This window comes from Vibrio sp. 970, from assembly GCF_033339075.1.
Window position 1 is genome coordinate 82,728 of record NZ_JAWOTW010000009.1, and the last position, 17,486, is coordinate 100,213.

Annotated in this window: 16 protein-coding genes; 14 read left to right on the forward strand and 2 right to left on the reverse strand. The window is 44.8% G+C overall.

Annotated features, from left to right (window positions below):
* Positions 1–628 precede the first annotated feature (628 nt).
* From R7Q11_RS14710 to luxS, 9 genes are all read left to right on the forward strand, one after another.
* Positions 629–886, forward strand: coding sequence for an oxaloacetate decarboxylase subunit gamma (locus R7Q11_RS14710; RefSeq protein ID WP_005379932.1), 258 nt, complete (start codon positions 629–631; stop codon positions 884–886).
* Between the two features lie 31 nt (positions 887–917).
* On the forward strand, positions 918–2,702 hold the full coding sequence (gene oadA / locus R7Q11_RS14715) for a sodium-extruding oxaloacetate decarboxylase subunit alpha (protein ID WP_053349862.1): 1,785 nt from the start codon (positions 918–920) through the stop codon (positions 2,700–2,702).
* Between the two features lie 9 nt (positions 2,703–2,711).
* Positions 2,712–3,842, forward strand: a complete 1,131-nt coding sequence (locus R7Q11_RS14720) for a sodium ion-translocating decarboxylase subunit beta (RefSeq protein WP_005379935.1) — start codon at positions 2,712–2,714, stop codon at positions 3,840–3,842.
* A gap of 123 nt (positions 3,843–3,965) precedes the next feature.
* Positions 3,966–4,916: an NADP-dependent oxidoreductase gene (locus R7Q11_RS14725; RefSeq protein ID WP_171343189.1), complete on the forward strand. Its 951-nt coding sequence runs from the start codon at positions 3,966–3,968 to the stop codon at positions 4,914–4,916.
* A complete protein-coding gene (locus R7Q11_RS14730) occupies positions 4,910–5,371 on the forward strand; it encodes a YqaA family protein (RefSeq protein ID WP_005379938.1) in 462 nt (153 codons plus the stop codon). The genes R7Q11_RS14725 and R7Q11_RS14730 overlap by 7 nt, the downstream gene beginning before the upstream one ends.
* Before the next feature lie 9 nt (positions 5,372–5,380).
* Positions 5,381–8,224, forward strand: a complete 2,844-nt coding sequence (locus R7Q11_RS14735; protein ID WP_017820389.1) for a M16 family metallopeptidase — start codon at positions 5,381–5,383, stop codon at positions 8,222–8,224.
* Between the two features lie 156 nt (positions 8,225–8,380).
* Complete coding sequence (gene gshA, locus R7Q11_RS14740) at positions 8,381–9,949, forward strand: glutamate--cysteine ligase (protein ID WP_151515110.1); 1,569 nt, start codon at positions 8,381–8,383, stop codon at positions 9,947–9,949.
* Positions 9,950–9,972: 23 nt separating this feature from the next.
* Entirely contained in the window at positions 9,973–10,578 is a 606-nt protein-coding gene (locus tag R7Q11_RS14745; protein ID WP_186584664.1) for a hypothetical protein, read from the forward strand.
* Between the two features lie 84 nt (positions 10,579–10,662).
* Entirely contained in the window at positions 10,663–11,181 is a 519-nt protein-coding gene (gene luxS, locus R7Q11_RS14750) for an S-ribosylhomocysteine lyase (RefSeq protein ID WP_017820391.1), read from the forward strand.
* 68 nt (positions 11,182–11,249) lie between these two features.
* On the opposite strand, the gene R7Q11_RS14755 is transcribed toward luxS, so the two are convergent.
* Together R7Q11_RS14755 and R7Q11_RS14760 are read right to left on the reverse strand one after the other, a co-directional pair.
* The gene (locus R7Q11_RS14755) at positions 11,250–12,530 is read right to left on the reverse strand and encodes an HlyC/CorC family transporter (RefSeq protein ID WP_005379948.1); all 1,281 of its coding nucleotides are present in this window, start codon (positions 12,528–12,530) and stop codon (positions 11,250–11,252) included.
* A 124-nt stretch (positions 12,531–12,654) separates the two neighbouring features.
* Entirely contained in the window at positions 12,655–13,449 is a 795-nt protein-coding gene (locus R7Q11_RS14760) for an inner membrane protein YpjD (protein WP_005379950.1), read from the reverse strand.
* Positions 13,450–13,673: 224 nt separating this feature from the next.
* Between R7Q11_RS14760 and ffh the strand changes: the two genes are divergently transcribed.
* The 5 genes from ffh (at position 13,674) to rplS (ending at position 17,276) form a co-directional block, all read left to right on the forward strand.
* Positions 13,674–15,056 carry a signal recognition particle protein gene (gene ffh, locus R7Q11_RS14765; protein WP_213867261.1) on the forward strand — a complete coding sequence of 461 codons (1,383 nt, stop codon included), beginning with the start codon at positions 13,674–13,676 and terminating at the stop codon, positions 15,054–15,056.
* 209 nt (positions 15,057–15,265) lie between these two features.
* Positions 15,266–15,514 (forward strand): 30S ribosomal protein S16, encoded by a 249-nt coding sequence (gene rpsP / locus R7Q11_RS14770; RefSeq protein ID WP_005379962.1) that lies wholly within the window; start codon positions 15,266–15,268, stop codon positions 15,512–15,514.
* Positions 15,515–15,543: 29 nt separating this feature from the next.
* A complete protein-coding gene (gene rimM / locus R7Q11_RS14775; protein ID WP_005379964.1) occupies positions 15,544–16,092 on the forward strand; it encodes a ribosome maturation factor RimM in 549 nt (182 codons plus the stop codon).
* 27 nt (positions 16,093–16,119) lie between these two features.
* Positions 16,120–16,881, forward strand: a complete 762-nt coding sequence (gene trmD, locus R7Q11_RS14780; RefSeq protein WP_005385420.1) for a tRNA (guanosine(37)-N1)-methyltransferase TrmD — start codon at positions 16,120–16,122, stop codon at positions 16,879–16,881.
* 41 nt (positions 16,882–16,922) lie between these two features.
* A complete protein-coding gene (gene rplS, locus R7Q11_RS14785; protein ID WP_005379971.1) occupies positions 16,923–17,276 on the forward strand; it encodes a 50S ribosomal protein L19 in 354 nt (117 codons plus the stop codon).
* Positions 17,277–17,486 lie beyond the last annotated feature (210 nt).

The window sequence follows — 17,486 nt, forward strand, 5'->3', positions numbered from 1 at the left end:
GTCCTTAGCTCAGCTGGATAGAGTACCTGGCTACGAACCAGGCGGTCGGAGGTTCGAATCCTCCAGGACGCGCCACTCATTGAAACAGCCTCGCAATTGCGAGGCTTTTTTGTATCTAGACATCTGAAATATGGCGTAGGATCACTAGAGCCTATGTTCCTCTTTTTTAAAAGCGAATATGTGCGTATCTAAGCAATTTGCTATCAAGCTTCTGTCGCATCGTGTGAAATCATCCTGATTATCCCTCCTATACACTGACTTCCATTTTTCATTTCAATTACTCTTATGTAGTTACTTTGTTTGTTATTTGTTTATTAATTGTTAATTTTGTTCATCTTTTTGTTTTTGTTGGTTTTTACTGCGTGAGTACCGATTTGATTTTGAAATCTAAATCGCAGTTTTTATTTATGTCCTCCTTTACTCTGTTCATAAGGTGGTAGCGATTTGAAGTGATTATTTTGTCATGAACTGTGATCTGGGTAGTGAATAAATAATCATTTATCAGGATTACTACAAACCTTCCTTAAACAAAATTGACAAAATTTAACCAATCGAGATAATCCATGGGTCGGGATTTGACACTATTAAAGTCCTGCACGTTGTCAGGATGACAAAGAAAGGAAGCAACATGACTAATATAGGAAGCCTGCTAGTAGATGCGGCCACCCTGATGCTAACGGGGATGGCGGTCGTATTTATTTTCCTCACTATTCTTGTTTATCTCGTTCGGTTAATGTCGAAATTGGTACCAGAAGAAGTACCAGAGCCGATCGCAGCACCAAAAACAAACACTAATATTCAATCAACCTCTTCAGCTGTTAGTCCACAAGTAGTGGCGGCGATCTCGGCTGCGATTCATAAACATCGCGCCTCATTCGCGAAGTAGCCGAACTAGGATTAAAAAGGAGTTTAAGAGCATGTCTAAACCACTAGCTATTACTGATGTGGTCCTTCGTGATGCCCATCAATCACTATTTGCTACGCGTATGCGTATTGAGGATATGCTGCCTATCGCAGCTGAGTTGGATAAGGTTGGTTACTGGTCTCTAGAGACTTGGGGTGGTGCAACATTTGATTCTTGTATTCGATTCTTAGGGGAAGACCCTTGGGAGCGTTTACGTGAACTAAAAAAAGCGATGCCTAATACACCAATGCAAATGCTACTGCGTGGTCAAAACCTTTTAGGATACCGCCATTATGCCGACGACGTAGTAGAGAAGTTTGTTGAACGCGCGCATGCTAACGGCATGGATGTATTCCGTATTTTTGATGCAATGAATGACGTGCGAAACTTCCAGAAAGCCGTTAAAGCAACGGTTGATGTTGGTGCGCATGCTCAAGGTACGTTGTCTTACACTACGAGCCCAGTGCATAACGCAGACACTTGGGTTGACTTGGCAAAACGCCTAGAGGATTTAGGTTGTCATTCGCTGTGTATTAAAGATATGTCTGGCTTACTTAAGCCTTATGAAGCGGAAGAGCTTATCACGCGTATCAAAGCGTCTTGTGATGTGCCATTGGCACTTCATTGTCATGCAACAACGGGGCTGTCTACAGCAACAGCGGTAAAAGCAGTAGAAGCCGGTATTGATATTCTCGATACTGCGATTTCTTCAATGAGTTGTACTTACGGTCATACACCGACTGAAACGGTAGTCGCTATGCTAGAAGGCACCGAGCGAGATACCAATTTGAAACTCGAGCAACTGGAACCTATCGCCGCATATTTCCGTGAGGTACGTAAGAAGTATGCGAAGTGGGAAGGCCAGTTAAAAGGAGTCGATTCACGCATCCTGATTGCTCAAGTGCCTGGTGGTATGTTGACCAATATGGAAGGCCAGTTGAAAGAGCAGGGCGCTGCGGATCGCATTGATGAAGTATTAGAAGAGATCCCTCGTGTACGTGAAGATCTTGGTTTCATTCCATTGGTGACTCCAACTTCACAGATCGTCGGTACGCAAGCGGTGATTAACGTTCTTACTGGCGAGCGCTATAAGAGTATTACCAAGGAAACCGCTGGCCTATTGAAAGGTGAGTACGGTCAAGCGCCAGCCGAGTTAAATGCAGAACTGCAAGCGAAAGTGCTTGATGGTAAAGAGCCAATTACCTGTCGTCCTGCCGATTTACTTGAGCCTGAAATGGAGACGCTTACGGTTGATCTGATGGAGAAAGCGAAATCAGAAGGCATTAAGCTAGCAAGTGAGCGTGTTGATGACGTACTCACTTATGCACTTTTCCCTCAAGTTGGGCTTAAGTTCCTTAAGAATCGTGAAAACCCAGAAGCATTTGAGCCTGCACCAACGCTAGAAGCTGCGAAGCCTGCTGTACCTGTAGCTCAACCGGCAACTGGTGGTGTAGAAACTTATAGTGTACGTGTTGACGGGCAGGTGTATGAGGTGGAAGTTGGCCCTCAAGGTGAACTGACATCTGTTGCTCCTTCTAATGCACCGGCAAAATCGGCTACACCTAGCGCACCTTCTAATGCTTCAGCAGAAGCGGTACCTGCTCCTCTTGCAGGTAACATCTTCAAAGTGAATGTTCAGCCTGGTGCTGAGGTAGCTGAAGGCGATGTATTGCTCATCCTTGAAGCGATGAAAATGGAAACTGAAGTACGAGCGGCGCGTGGTGGTGTGGTTCAAGAGCTGAACGTTAAAGAAGGCGATGCTGTCACAGTAGGTGCGCCTCTGTTGAGCCTGGCGTAAGGAAGTATCATGGACGGATTGTTAACCCTTTGGGCAGAAACAGGGATCGCTAACTTCGAGTTCGGCCAAATCTGTATGATGCTGGTTGGTTGTACTTTGCTGTTTTTGGCAATTAAAAAAGGATTTGAACCTTTACTGTTATTGCCGATTGGTTTCGGTGCTATTTTGGCGAATATTCCAAATGCTGGCTTTACTGAGCCTGGTGGCTTGCTCTACTACGTTTACTACATTGGGATTGAATCGGGTGTGTTCCCGCTATTGATCTTCATGGGTGTGGGCGCGATGACCGACTTTGGTGCTTTGATCGCAAACCCAAAAACGTTGTGGTTAGGTGCGGCTGCGCAGTTTGGTATTTTTGCAACACTGTTTGGCGCTATTTTGCTCAACTATGTACCTGGCATGGAGTTCTCCATGGCAGATGCTTCGTCTATCGCGATCATCGGTGGTGCTGATGGACCAACAGCGATTTTCTTGGCGAGTAAGCTCTCTCCAGATCTGTTAGGTGCGATTGCAGTCGCGGCATACAGCTATATGGCATTGGTGCCGATCATCCAACCACCAATCATGAAAGCACTTACAACCAAGGAAGAGCGTCAAATCAAGATGGCTCAGCTTCGTCATGTTGGTAAATGGGAGAAAGTCATCTTCCCGCTTGCTGTATTACTGATGACGATTCTGTTCTTACCTTCAGCTACGCCATTGGTTGGTATGTTCTGTTTGGGTAACTTGATGCGTGAAGCTGGTGTGGTCGATCGTTTATCGAAAACTGCTCAAAATGAATTGATCAACATAGTGACTATTTTTTTAGGTCTTGGTGTTGGTTCTAAGCTGCAAGCTGAGCAGTTCTTGAACCTAGAAACGTTAGGTATCTTGGGGTTAGGCGCAGTTGCATTTAGTATCGGTACTGGTGCGGGCGTCCTGATGGCGAAACTGCTTAACAAGTTCTCGAAAGAAGACATCAACCCACTTATTGGTGCGGCTGGCGTTTCTGCGGTACCAATGGCCGCGCGAGTCGTAAACAAAGTTGGTTTACAAGCTAACCCGCAAAACTTCTTGTTAATGCATGCGATGGGACCAAACGTTGCTGGTGTGCTGGGTTCAGCCGTTGCGGCAGGTATATTGTTAGCACTTGTTGGTTAGACATTATTGAAAATGGAATGATCAACCAATTTACAAAATCACGATTAACTTAGGTTAACAAAATGGTTTATAGTCAAAGGGATGCTTTCGCATCCCTTTTTGTTTTCTTGCAGGGAATGGTTTATGGAACACAAACAGATCGTTATCACTGAGTTTGGTGATGCCAACGTACTCGCGATTCAACATGCTTCTACACCATCACCACAGCTTGGTGAAGTCTTAGTAAAAGTCGCTTTTTCAGGCATAAATCCTATTGATGTCAAAACTCGAGCTGGGCTCGGTTGGGCGGCAGCGCAGAATAAGGATAATTTACCTTGGGTGCCAGGTTACGACATCTCAGGAAAAGTGATGTCTTGTGGAGAGGGGGCATCACGTTTTAATGAAGGTGATGAGGTGGCTGGATTTATTGGTTTCCCAGTTCGAGGCGGTGGTTACAGCCAATACATATGTGTTCCAGAAACTGAGTTAAGTCATGTTCCTAGCTCTGTCACTTTAGAGGCAGCTGCTGCATTACCGTTGGCGGGACAAACTGCGGCACAAGCTCTCAGTAAGGCTAATGTGAATGAAAACGATCGCGTACTTATCCTCGCTGGAGCCGGTGGTGTTGGACACCTCGCGGTACAAATTGCGATCGCGACGAAAGCGGAAGTCTTTACAACCTGCAGTGAACGAAATTTAGATTACCTTGCGACGCTCGGTGCTCATGCAGTGAACTATCAATTTGCACCAGTGTCAGAACGTGTTGAAGATGTTGATGTTTTGATTGATTTAGTAGGCGGAGATGCTGCGTTAGATGCGCTTAAATGCCTGAAAGACAATGCGAGAGTCATCACCGTTCCAACCATAACTGCTGAGCTGATTTGTGAAAAAGCCAAACTCCTAGGCTTTGAGGCTAGTGGCATGTTGGTTGAACCAGACCCTGCGCAGTTAGATACCTTGTTGTACATGGTCGGCGTTGGCTTACTGAAGACTGAAATTCAACAGGTTTATCCTATGAGTGATGTCATTGGTGCTCACCAGCAGGTCGAATCAGGAAGAACCAGAGGCAAGGTGTTGCTTGATATGACATGCTAGAAGCATTTAACACGAGTTTTGAAAGTTTAGCGCTTTGGTTTTCAGATTCAGCATTATGGGTGCTTTTCATGACCGGTTTTCTCAGTGCCACGTTGTTGCCTGGTGGTTCTGAGGCGGGCTTAGTTGCCACTCTCTCATTAAATCAATACTCCGTTTCTTCAATTGTTATGGTCGCTACTATCGGTAATACGCTTGGTGGCTTAACAAATTATTGGCTTGGCTTGTGGATTCCCAACAAAGCACAAGAGGAAAAGCACGGTCATACCGCATTAAAGTGGCTCTCTAAGTATGGCTATTGGGGATTATTTTTTAGCTGGTTACCTGTAATAGGAGACCCGCTGTGTTTAGCCGCAGGGTGGCTAAGAATGAAGTTTCTGCCTTGCGTGATTTTAATATTTTTAGGAAAGGCTGCTAGGTATAGCTTACTTGCGGCCATCTATCTCGGATTATTTTAAGGAAAGTACATGAAGATGTTTTGGGTTGGCGCGTGTTCACTGTTGGTGATCACGGGCTGTGCATCAAATACGCCAGTTTCATCACTGCCGAAAGGGGTAACTTTCGTTGAGTCATCGAAAGCTGAAGAAGGCAAAGTTAAGATTCCATACCAAAAGTATAAACTCGATAATGGTTTAACGGTGATCTTAGCTCCTGAAGATTCTGACCCATTGGTCCATGTGGATGTGACTTACCATGTTGGTTCAGCTCGTGAAGAAGTGGGTAAGTCTGGTTTTGCGCATTTCTTTGAGCACATGATGTTCCAAGGCTCAGAGAACGTTGGTGACCAAGAGCACTTCAGAATCATCACAGAGGCTGGCGGCACGTTAAATGGTACAACAAACCGCGATCGTACTAACTACTTTGAAACTGTCCCTGCTAACCAGCTCGAGAAAATGCTGTGGTTAGAGTCTGACCGTATGGGCTTTTTGCTGGATGCGGTTTCTCAACGCAAATTTGAAATTCAGCGTTCGACTGTAAAAAATGAGCGAGCTCAGCGTTACGATAATCGTCCTTATGGCTTGATTTGGGAGCGCATGTCCGAAGCGCTATATCCTGAAGGTCATCCGTATTCGTGGCAAACCATTGGTTATGTTGAAGATCTTGATCGTGTTGATGTGAACGACCTCAAAGCGTTTTTCTTGCGTTGGTATGGCCCAAACAATGCGACTATCACGATCGGTGGTGACTTAGACGTTGAACAAACTCTAGAGTGGGTAAATAAGTACTTCGGTTCGATTCCTCGTGGTCCTGAGGTTGAAAATGCGCCGAAACAACCTGCAAAACTGCAAGAAGACAAATACATCACGCTAGAAGATCGTATTCAACAACCTATGGTGATGATCGCGTGGCCAACAACCTACAACGGCGAAGAAAGCCAAGCGTCTCTCGACACGTTATCAGAAGTATTGGGTGGCGGTACCAACAGCGTGCTCTATCAAGACCTAGTGAAGACTCAAAAAGCGGTCGATGCTGGTTCATTCCATGACTGTGCTGAACTGGCGTGTAACTTTTACGTTTACGCAATGGGTGATTCTGGAGATAAAGGCGACCTATCAAAACTGTACGACGAGCTTTTACAATCACTGAATCAGTTTGCGGAAAAAGGCGTGACAGAAGATCGCCTTGAGCAGTTGAAGGGTAAAGCGGAAGCGGATGCTATTTTTGCGCTAGAAAGCGTTAAAGGTAAAGTGACTCAGTTGGCTTCCAACGAGACATTTTTCGGCGATCCTGATCGTCTTGAGCAACAGCTTGAACAAATCCGTGCAGTTACGCCGACTTCGGTAGAAAAAGCGTATACGGACTTTATCCAAGGTAAGAACAAAGTGACCCTAAGCGTGGTCCCAAAAGGAAAAACAGACCTTGTCGTAAAACCTGCGACCTTTGTGACACCAAAGCGTACGTTGCCAGAATATGAGAAGATTTCCGATGACCAATTGGCGTATCGTCGTGCGACCGATAACTTCGATCGCTCAGTGCAACCGCCAGTAGGAGAACCAGTGAAAGCGACGATGCCAGAGCTGTACGAGTTACATTTCAAGAATGGCTCAGAGCTGCTTGGTGCAGTTAGCGATGAAACGCCGACGGTGATGATGCAATTTAGTCTACCTGCCGGGACACGTTTTGTTGAAAAGGGTAAAGAAGGTCTTGCCCAATTGACCGCTGCGATGTTGCAAGAAGGCACAACGAAACGCAGTGTCGAAGAGATTCAAGCTGAGCTTGATAAACTGGGTAGTGTTATCTCTGTTAATGCCACAGGTTATACAACAAACATCAGTGTTTCTGCTCTAGAAAAGAACTTAGAGCCGACGTTAAAAATTGTCGAAGAGATGTTGCTGTCTCCTGCATTTAATCAAGATGATTTCGAGCGTGTAAAAATGCAAGCGCTAGAAGGCCTGGTATATGAGCACCAAAATCCAAGTTGGATGGCGTCACAAGCGAGTCGCCAGGTGCTCTATGGGGATTCGGTTTTTGCTCGACCAAAAGACGGCACGCAAGCAGGTGTCAGTGCATTAACGTTGGATGATGTCCGTGAATTCTACTCGAAGCATTACACGCCACAAAGTGCGCAAATCGTCGTTGTTGGTGACATCAATAAACAGGAAATTGAGCAGCAACTGACGTTCTGGAAAAACTGGCAAGATGAAGCTGCGCCATTGTATGCACCGCAAAGCATTGCTGCATTAGGTGAGCAAAAGATCCATCTTGTTGATAAACCAGGAGCGCCGCAAAGTGTGGTCATGATGGTTCGTCAAGGTATGCCTTACGACGCAACGGGCGATTTTTACCTAAGCCAACTGGCAAACTTCAACTTAGCTGGGAACTTCAATAGCCGCATTAACCAAAATCTACGTGAAGACAAGGGTTACACATACGGTGCTTACGGCTACTTCTCTGGTAATCCAGAAACAGGCTCGGTGGTTTTCACCGCGCAAGTACGAGCGGATGCAACGGTTGCTTCGATCATTGAGATGGAAAATGAGCTAAATGAATACTCGCAGTCAGGTATTACTGATGAAGAGATGAAATTTATGCGTCAAGCGGTCGGTCAAAAAGATGCACTGAAATATGAAACGCCAACACAAAAAGCGGAGCTCATCAGTGATATTCTTAAGTACAACCTCGATCATGATTACTTGCAGCAAAGAAACGCTATCGTAGAAAAAGTCGATAAGCAGACGTTGAATGCGCTGGCTCAGAAATGGTTTGATCCAAATGACTATCAAATTATCGTCGTTGGTGATGCTAAATCGTTGCGTCCTCAATTAGAAAAGTTGGGGAAAGACGTAGAAGAGCTTGAAATCATTCGATAGAGTACACATTTAATAGCGGAGAAACGTTTCTCCGCTATTCATCTAGATAAGCAACTTTTCGTGGGTTATTTATCTAGATGCATTAACTATCAATAACTTAGCTTACACTTGTGTTATGTAACAAGTGTCCTGCTCCCAATATAAGCGAACCTCATTTTGACTGATTTTGCTGCGCGACTAAAAAAAGTTGCATCAAACCCCGAAGTATTTAAGCAGTTTGGACGCGGTGTTGAGCGAGAAACTTTGCGCTATCGTCAGGATGGACATCTAGCTACAACTCCTCATCCTGAAGGGTTAGGCTCTGCGTTCACAAATCAATGGATCACAACGGATTTTTCGGAATCATTGTTAGAGTTCATTACGCCTGTGTCACATGAAATTCCAGAACTGATGGCACAGCTGAAAGATATCCATCATTTCACTCAAACCAAAATGGGTGAAGAGAAAATGTGGCCACTATCAATGCCTTGCTACGTAGGCTCAGAGGATGATATTCAGTTAGCCCAGTATGGCTCTTCGAATGCAGCGAAAATGAAAACGCTGTACCGAGAAGGCCTAAAGCGTCGCTATGGCAGCCTGATGCAAATTATTTCAGGTGTCCATTTTAACTTCTCGTTTTCTGAAACATTTTGGGATGCGCTCTATGGCGAGCAAGATGAACAAGCCCGCCAAGATGCTAAGTCTGATGCGTACTTTGCGTTGATCCGTAATTACTACCGCTTTGGCTGGATGATTCCCTACTTCTTTGGTGCATCACCAGCGTTATGTGGCTCTTTTATTCAAGGTCGTGAAACCGATCTGCCATTCGAGAAGATTGGCGGGACATTATATTTGCCGAAGTCGACGTCTTTGCGTTTGAGCGATCTTGGCTATACCAATAGTGCTCAAAGTGTGCTGAAAATTGGTTTTAACAGCATTGACCAATACCTCGATGGTTTGAGTGATGCGATTCGCCACCCATCAGAAGAGTTTGCGAAAATTGGGGTAAAAGTGGATGGTGAATACCGCCAGCTTAATTCCAATATCTTACAAATTGAGAATGAACTGTACGCTCCGATTCGTCCAAAACGTGTATCGAAAAGTGGTGAGAAGCCTTCAGATGCGTTACGACGCGGTGGTGTCGAATACATTGAAGTTCGTTCTCTAGATGTTAACCCATTCAGCGCAGTGGGCTTAAATGAAGAGCAAGTACGATTCTTGGATCTCTTCCTTACCTGGGCGGCCTTGTCAGACTCAGATCCTATGGATAACTGTGAATTAGAGTGTTGGCGCGATAACTGGAATAAAGTCATTGTTTCTGGCCGTGAAAAAGGTCTAATGCTGCAAATTGGTTGTCAAGGTGAACGTCTATCTCTACAAGATTGGGCACACCGAGTTTTCGTCGAGTTACGTCAAATAGCACAGCAAATGGATATGACCGCTGGTGGCAGTGCATACCAAGATGTGTGTAATCAACTCGAGACATGGATTGATAACCCAGAACTAACGATCTCTGGTCAACTATTAGAGCTAACGAAAGAGCTGGGTGGGCTAGGTAAAGTTGGTTGTACTCTTGGTATGAAGTACCGTGATGAAAACCTAGCTCACGGTTATCAGTACTACTCACAAGATACGATGGAAACGGAAGTAGCGTCGTCCGTGGAAAAACAAAAGCAAGCAGAGCAGAGTGACACGCTTTCTTTTGATGATTTTTTGGAAGATTACTTTGCTTACCTGAAGCAGTAATGACTAACTAAGGATTGGTGGGGTTGAACATTAAGTCGTCAGTAGTAGCGGTACTTGGAGGCGTGCTACTTGCAGGTTGTGCTACGGCACCGCCAAAGCAGCAGAATAACTTATGCGAGATATTCCGAGAGAAATCCGGTTGGTACGATGATGCCAAAGATATGGAAGATGAATGGGGTACCCCTATTCATGTCGCTATGGCCATCATTAAACAAGAAAGCAGCTTTCGGCACGATGCAAAACCACCTAAAGATTATTTGCTAGGGTTTATTCCTTGGGGACGAGTCAGCAGTGCGTATGGTTACGCTCAAGCTCAAGACCCTGCTTGGGAAGACTTCCAAGATGCGACAGGTCAGGGTGGCTCTCGTACCAACTTCGATGATTCTATGATGTTTGTCGGTTGGTACACTCATGAAACACGGCGTCAGCTAGGGATTTCATTATGGGATCCCTATAACCAGTATCTGGCTTATCATGAAGGGCGAGGTGGGTATAAGCGAGGTACTTATAATCGAAAGCCTAGTTTAATCAAAGTCGCTCGACGTGTTGAACAAACAGCGAAAACTTATGGCTGGCAGCTGAAGCAATGTCGTCAGGAATTAGAAGACAACAGCAGCTGGTTCTTTTAGCCCACAGTCTGTTCATGTGCTGTAGGGATGAATGACATTTATCCATTACCGAAAGGTACTGGAGTTACAATCAGGAGAGATGTAATGCCTTTACTCGATAGTTTTACCGTGGACCACACTCGTATGAATGCACCCGCTGTACGAGTGGCGAAAACCATGCAGACCCCAAAAGGGGATACGATTACTGTTTTCGACTTACGCTTTACTGCGCCAAACAAAGACATTCTTTCTGAAAAAGGTATTCACACCCTAGAGCACCTTTATGCAGGCTTTATGCGTAATCACCTAAACGGTGATTCTGTTGAGATCATCGATATTTCGCCTATGGGTTGCCGCACAGGTTTTTACATGAGCCTGATTGGCACACCATCAGAGCAGCAAGTCGCAGATGCTTGGATTGCAGCAATGGAAGATGTGCTGAAGGTAGAAAGTCAGAATAAGATCCCTGAACTTAACGAATACCAATGCGGCACGGCAGCAATGCACTCTCTAAAAGAAGCACAACAGATCGCAAAGAACATTTTGGATGCTGGTGTTTCGGTGAACAAAAATGATGAACTTGCTTTGCCTGAGTCGATGTTAAAAGAGTTGCGCATCGACTAGGTGCTCATTAAGAAGCATATTGCCCCAATAAGTAAAAAAGCCTGACATGAGTCAGGCTTTTCTTTTGGTTATTTGGATGTCGATTTTTTCTTCTTCGGATAAACACGAACGAGCTTGATTCGGTTCTCTTCAATCTCAACAAGTTCCATTGGGTGACCCGCTACTCTCACGCTTAAATGGCTCTCTGGAATATCTTCCAGGTGCTCCAAAATAAGACCGTTTAACGTTCTTGGGCCATCCGTTGGTAAATCCCATTTCAGGCCTTTGTTAATATCTCGAATATTGGTGCTGCCTTCAATAAGAAAGCTTCCGTCACCTTGAGGACTGATTTCATCAGAGAGGCTTGGAGAAATTGACGTCGTGAACTCACCAATGATCTCTTCCAGAATATCTTCAAGAGTGATTAGACCGATGATATCACCGTACTCATCCACGATCAGACCGATACGTTGCTTGTTGCGTTGGAATTTCAACATTTGCACGTTCAGTGGTGTGCCTTCTGGGATGTAATAGACCTCATCAGCAGCACGTAATAGCGTTTCTTTGTTGAATTCGTTCTTTTCCAACATCAGACGATAAGCTTCACGCAAGCGCAGCATGCCAACCACTTCATCAATTTGGTCACGATAGAAAACTATGCGTCCATGTGGTGAGTGTGTTAGCTGGCGAACAATGGATTTCCAGTCGTCGTTAATATCAATACCGGTAATTTCATTGCGTGGGACCATAATGTCGTTCACGGTGACGTGCTCAAGATCCAAAATAGACACTAGCATGTCTTGGTGTCGGCGAGGGATCAAACCGCCAGCTTCATTTACCACCGTACGCAGCTCATCGGAGCTAAGATGATCTTCTGCTGAGTGATCCGCTCTTACGCCAAGTAAGCGGATAAAGCCATTCGTAATAAAGTTAACAAGCATCACTAAAGGCGACAGTAACTTCATCAGTATGGTCAATAATATACTGCTCGCGTAGGACACACGTTCAGGGTAAAGCGCTGCAATTGTTTTAGGGGTAACCTCGGCAAAAACCAATACAACCATAGTTAGTGCACCGGTTGCGATAGCGACACCTAAATCACCATACAAACGCATACCAATAATGGTCGCGATAGCAGACGCGAGAATATTAACGAGGTTGTTGCCGATAAGAATAAGACCAATCAAACGATCTGGACGGTCTAATAGTCTTTCGACTCGCTTAGCACCCTTATGCCCGTTTTTGGCTAAGTGTTTTAAGCGATAACGATTCAGAGACATCATCCCTGTTTCTGAACCGGAAAAGTAACCTGATATGACGATAAGACACGCGAGTAGCGCAAACAAGATACCCGTAGAGATGTCGTCCAAAACGTTGCTGTTCCTTGTAAGTATTGGGTTATATAACGGTTGAGTAAGTCCGTTAAGTCAAAGAGTTAAGGCGTACTGTATTTTATCTAGCCTAAAATATAAAGGATAGGAGCCCTAGAGCTCCTTAATTCAAGATGATTTCTTTTACAAAGCGACTGCCAAAATATGCCAGAGTTAACAGTGTTGCTCCTGCAACAGCGAACCATGTGACTTTTCTACCACGCCAGCCTTTTTGATAGTGACCCCAAAGCAGTATTGAGTACACCACCCAAGCGATGAAAGAAAGAATGCCCTTATGTGCCTTACCTTGGGCAAACATATCCTGCACAAAGACAAAGCCAGTAATGAGCGTGGCAGTTAACAATAAGTTACCGATCAAAATAATTTTGAAGAGTTGACGCTCCACCATTAATAGAGGCGGCAGGTTTGGGTTAATCGCCAAAGATTTTTTTGCTTTCAGTTTGTGATCCAGCCAAGCCAACTGAAGCGCATAGAGTGCCCCGATAGTTAAAGTCGCGTATGAGAAGAGCGCAAATGAAATATGAATGAGTAGCTTAGGGTCATTCTCTAGGTGCTTTATAAACGTGCTTGGCAAAAATGTGGCAGCAGATAAATTGATGGCAGCAAAGCTATAAACGACAGGCAATAAAAACCACAGTCGGTTTTTCAACATAGCAAGGCTCATGACCAGAGAAATAATAAAACTGATCAAAGAAGCCACGTTGAGAATACTCAGGTTTTGACCTGAACCATCAAAAATCAGATCACTCAAAATCCACGCATGAAAAACAAGCGCACAGGCAGCACTAGCAAACACTGTTTTTGCTTTGATTCCTGACTGTTGTGAGAGTCCGGGTATGATGGTCGCAATCGCCAAAACATAAAGTATGGCGGCCGCGATGGCTATTAAGCTATCCATGAATCCTAAATATTATTGTGCACGATGGAGAAATTATACCTTGCATTACACTTTGGGGCTACGTTATATCCGACATCAATCGTGAGAGATGAGATATTGAAATTAATAAGTTACCGCACCATATATAAATAGAGACAAGAATAGGACAGCGGTACGGGTATGACTCAGACCTTGGCTAATGTATACTCACACTAATTAATCGCCATTTTAGCGAAGAGACAAAGATGTTTGAGAATTTAACGGATCGATTATCCAAAACGCTGAAAAATATCAGTGGTAAAGGTCGTCTGACCGAAGACAACATTAAAGAAACCCTACGTGAAGTCCGAATGGCTCTACTTGAAGCTGACGTTGCGCTTCCGGTCGTTCGTGAATTTGTGAACCGCGTTAAAGAAAAAGCGGTGGGCGTAGAAGTTTCTAAATCTCTGACTCCAGGTCAGGAATTTATCAAGATCGTTCAAACAGAACTTGAAGCCGTAATGGGTGAGTCGAATGAGGCGCTAAACCTTGCCGCTCAACCACCTGCTGTGCTTCTTATGGCAGGTCTACAAGGTGCGGGTAAAACCACATCGGTAGGTAAGTTATCTAAGCTTCTAAAAGAACGTGACAAGAAGAAAGTTTTGGTTGTGTCTGCCGACGTTTACCGTCCTGCGGCAATCAAGCAGCTTGAAACGCTGGCATCAGACATCGGTGTTGACTTCTTCCCATCATCACCAGACCAAAAGCCTATTGATATCGCCAATGCAGCGATTGACCATGCGAAGAAAAAGTTCTACGACGTACTTATTGTCGATACCGCAGGTCGTTTGGCAATTGATGAAGAGATGATGGAGGAGATCAAAGATCTTCACGCAGCTATCAACCCAGTAGAAACGCTATTTGTTGTTGACGCCATGACGGGTCAAGACGCAGCAAATACAGCAAAAGCCTTTGGCGATGCGCTACCTCTTACCGGTGTAGTTCTAACTAAGGTTGATGGTGATGCTCGTGGTGGTGCGGCACTTTCAGTACGCCATGTCACGGGCAAACCAATCAAATTCTTGGGTGTCGGTGAAAAAACTGACGCGCTAGAACCGTTCCACCCAGATCGTGTTGCTTCACGTATTCTTGGCATGGGTGACGTTCTGTCTTTGATTGAAGACCTACAACGCAACGTTGACCAAGAAAAGGCAGAAAAGTTAGCGAAGAAGTTCAAAGAGAAGAAAGGCTTCGACCTTGAAGATTTCCGTGAACAGCTAGGCCAGATGCAAAACATGGGCGGCATGATGGGGATGATGGATAAGCTTCCAGGAATGTCCCAGCTACCAGACAGTGTGAAAGATAAAGTCGATGACAAGATGTTCAAACAGATGGAAGCGATCATCAGCTCCATGACAATGAAAGAACGTCAACGCCCAGAAATTATCAAGGGCTCGCGCAAGAAGCGTATCGCGGCTGGTTCTGGTGTGCAGGTTCAAGATGTAAACCGCTTACTAAAACAGTTCACCCAAATGCAGAAAATGATGAAAAAGATGCAAAAAGGTGGCATGAAAGGCATGATGCGCAACATGCAAGGCATGATGGGCGGCATGGGTGGTGGCGGTGGCTTCAACCCATTTGGTCGTTAATTAATCGATTACGCATAGATTCAGGGTGTTAGGTACGTCACAAACTTTAAATTCAATTTATGTTGGTGAAAAAGTAACTAAACTCCTTGCATTGCTCCGGGAGAAGAGTAAAATTCCGGAGCTTTATTTTGGCACGAGACCCCAAACTGTTTAATTTCTTGAATGGTTTTTGGGGTTAATTTTATTTTTGAGAAAGCAAAGAGGACGACATGGTAACCATTCGTTTGGCACGTCACGGCGCTAAAAAGCGTCCATTTTATCAAATCGTAGTAGCGGACAGCCGCAACGCTGCAACTGGCCGTTTCATCGAGAAAGTTGGTTTCTTCAACCCAACTGCTAAAGGTCAAGAAGAAGGTCTACGTCTAGACCTAGACCGCGTTAACCACTGGGTTGGTCAAGGCGCGTCAGTATCTGACCGTGTTGCTAAGCTAGTTAAAGACGCTCAAAAAGCGGCTTAATTTTTTACTTGAAAAGTAGAAACTAGTTTATGTCGATGAAAGGTAAAGAAACAATGAGCAACGAAAAGATTGTTGTAGGCAAGTTTGGTGCTACTTACGGCATTCGTGGTTGGCTTAAAGTTTTTTCCTACACAGACAATGCTGAAAGCATTTTCGATTACAGCCCTTGGTACATTAACCAAAAGGGTAAGTGGGTTGAGTACAAAGTAGAAAGCTGGAAGCGCCATAACAAAGGTATGGTGGCTAAGCTGGAAGGCATGGATGTTCGTGAAGACGCGCATCTAATGACGAACTTTGAAATTGCTATTGACCCTGCGGTACTTCCTGAATTGTCAGAAGATGAGTTCTACTGGCGCGAATTGTTTGGGATGCAAGTTGTAACCACTAAAGGTTACGATCTAGGTGTTGTTACTGACATGCTAGAAACTGGCTCAAACGATGTTCTGGTTGTTAAAGCAAATCTTAAAGATGCTTTCGGGCAGAAGGAACGATTAATCCCGTTCCTTGAAGAGCAAGTGATCATTAATGTTGATCGCGAAGCTCAACGGATCGAAGTTGACTGGGATCCTGGATTCTAATCTCCAAAATTACAGAGCGAGATAAACATGTGGGTTGGCGTTATTAGCCTTTTTCCAGAAATGTTCCGTTCTGTTACTGATTTTGGAGTAACAGGTCAAGCGGTTAAAAAAGGTCTTTTGTCGATTGAGACTTGGAATCCTAGAGATTTCACTCACGACAAACATCGCACAGTCGATGACCGACCTTACGGTGGTGGCCCTGGTATGTTAATGATGGTTCAGCCTTTGCGCGATGCCATTCATACCGCGAAAGCAGCCTCACCGGGCAAGACGAAAGTCATCTACCTTTCTCCTCAAGGTCGCAAGCTCGACCAGAAAGGAGTGGAAGAACTGGCAACGAATGAGAACTTGCTTCTGATTTGTGGTCGTTATGAAGGGGTAGATGAGCGCATCATTCAATCTGAAGTCGACGAAGAATGGTCGATTGGTGATTTTGTGATGACGGGTGGTGAGATACCAGCCATGACGTTAATCGACTCTGTCTCTCGGTTTGTTCCGGGTGTACTAGGGGATTTCGCGTCAGCAGAAGAAGACTCTTTTGCAAATGGCTTGTTAGATTGCCCTCACTATACGCGTCCAGAAGTATTGGATGACAAAGAGGTACCAGCGGTACTGATGTCAGGCAATCACAAGGACATTCGTCAATGGCGACTCAAGCAGTCGTTGGGCCGTACTTGGCTAAGAAGACCAGAGCTCCTGGAAAACCTAGCTCTGACTGACGAACAGGAACAATTACTTGCTGAGTTTGTTAATGAGCATAAAGCCATTAAAGAACATAACGCAAAGTAACCTAATTTATTTAGTATCAGTTTATTCTAGGAATTTAAAAAATGAGTAACATCATCAAAGCTCTTGAAGAAGAGCAAATGAAATCAGACCTACCTAAATTTGCACCAGGTGACACTGTTGTAGTTCAAGTTAAGGTAAAAGAAGGTGACCGTGAGCGTCTACAGGCTTTCGAAGGCGTTGTAATCGCAATCCGTAACCGTGGTCTACACTCTGCTTTCACTGTACGTAAGATCTCTAACGGTGAAGGTGTTGAGCGTACGTTCCAAACACACTCTCCAATCGTTGATAGCATCGAAGTTAAACGCCGTGGTGCAGTACGTCGTGCCAAGTTGTACTACCTACGTGAGCGTTCTGGTAAGTCTGCTCGTATCAAAGAGAAACTTGCTAAGAAGTAATGCTATAACTAGCGTTCTCATCTTAAACGGAGTCCTTTTAGGGCTCCGTTTTTTTATTTGTGTAATTAGCTTGCTCGTTTCTTTTCGCCCGACCTGCACTGTCGATGCTCATGCACTGACGTACACTCCACGCCTCTGTCTTGTTGTGAATAGATTCCTGATGTCGCTATGGCTCCTCGGAATGACAGGAAATGATGGTCAAAGATTACA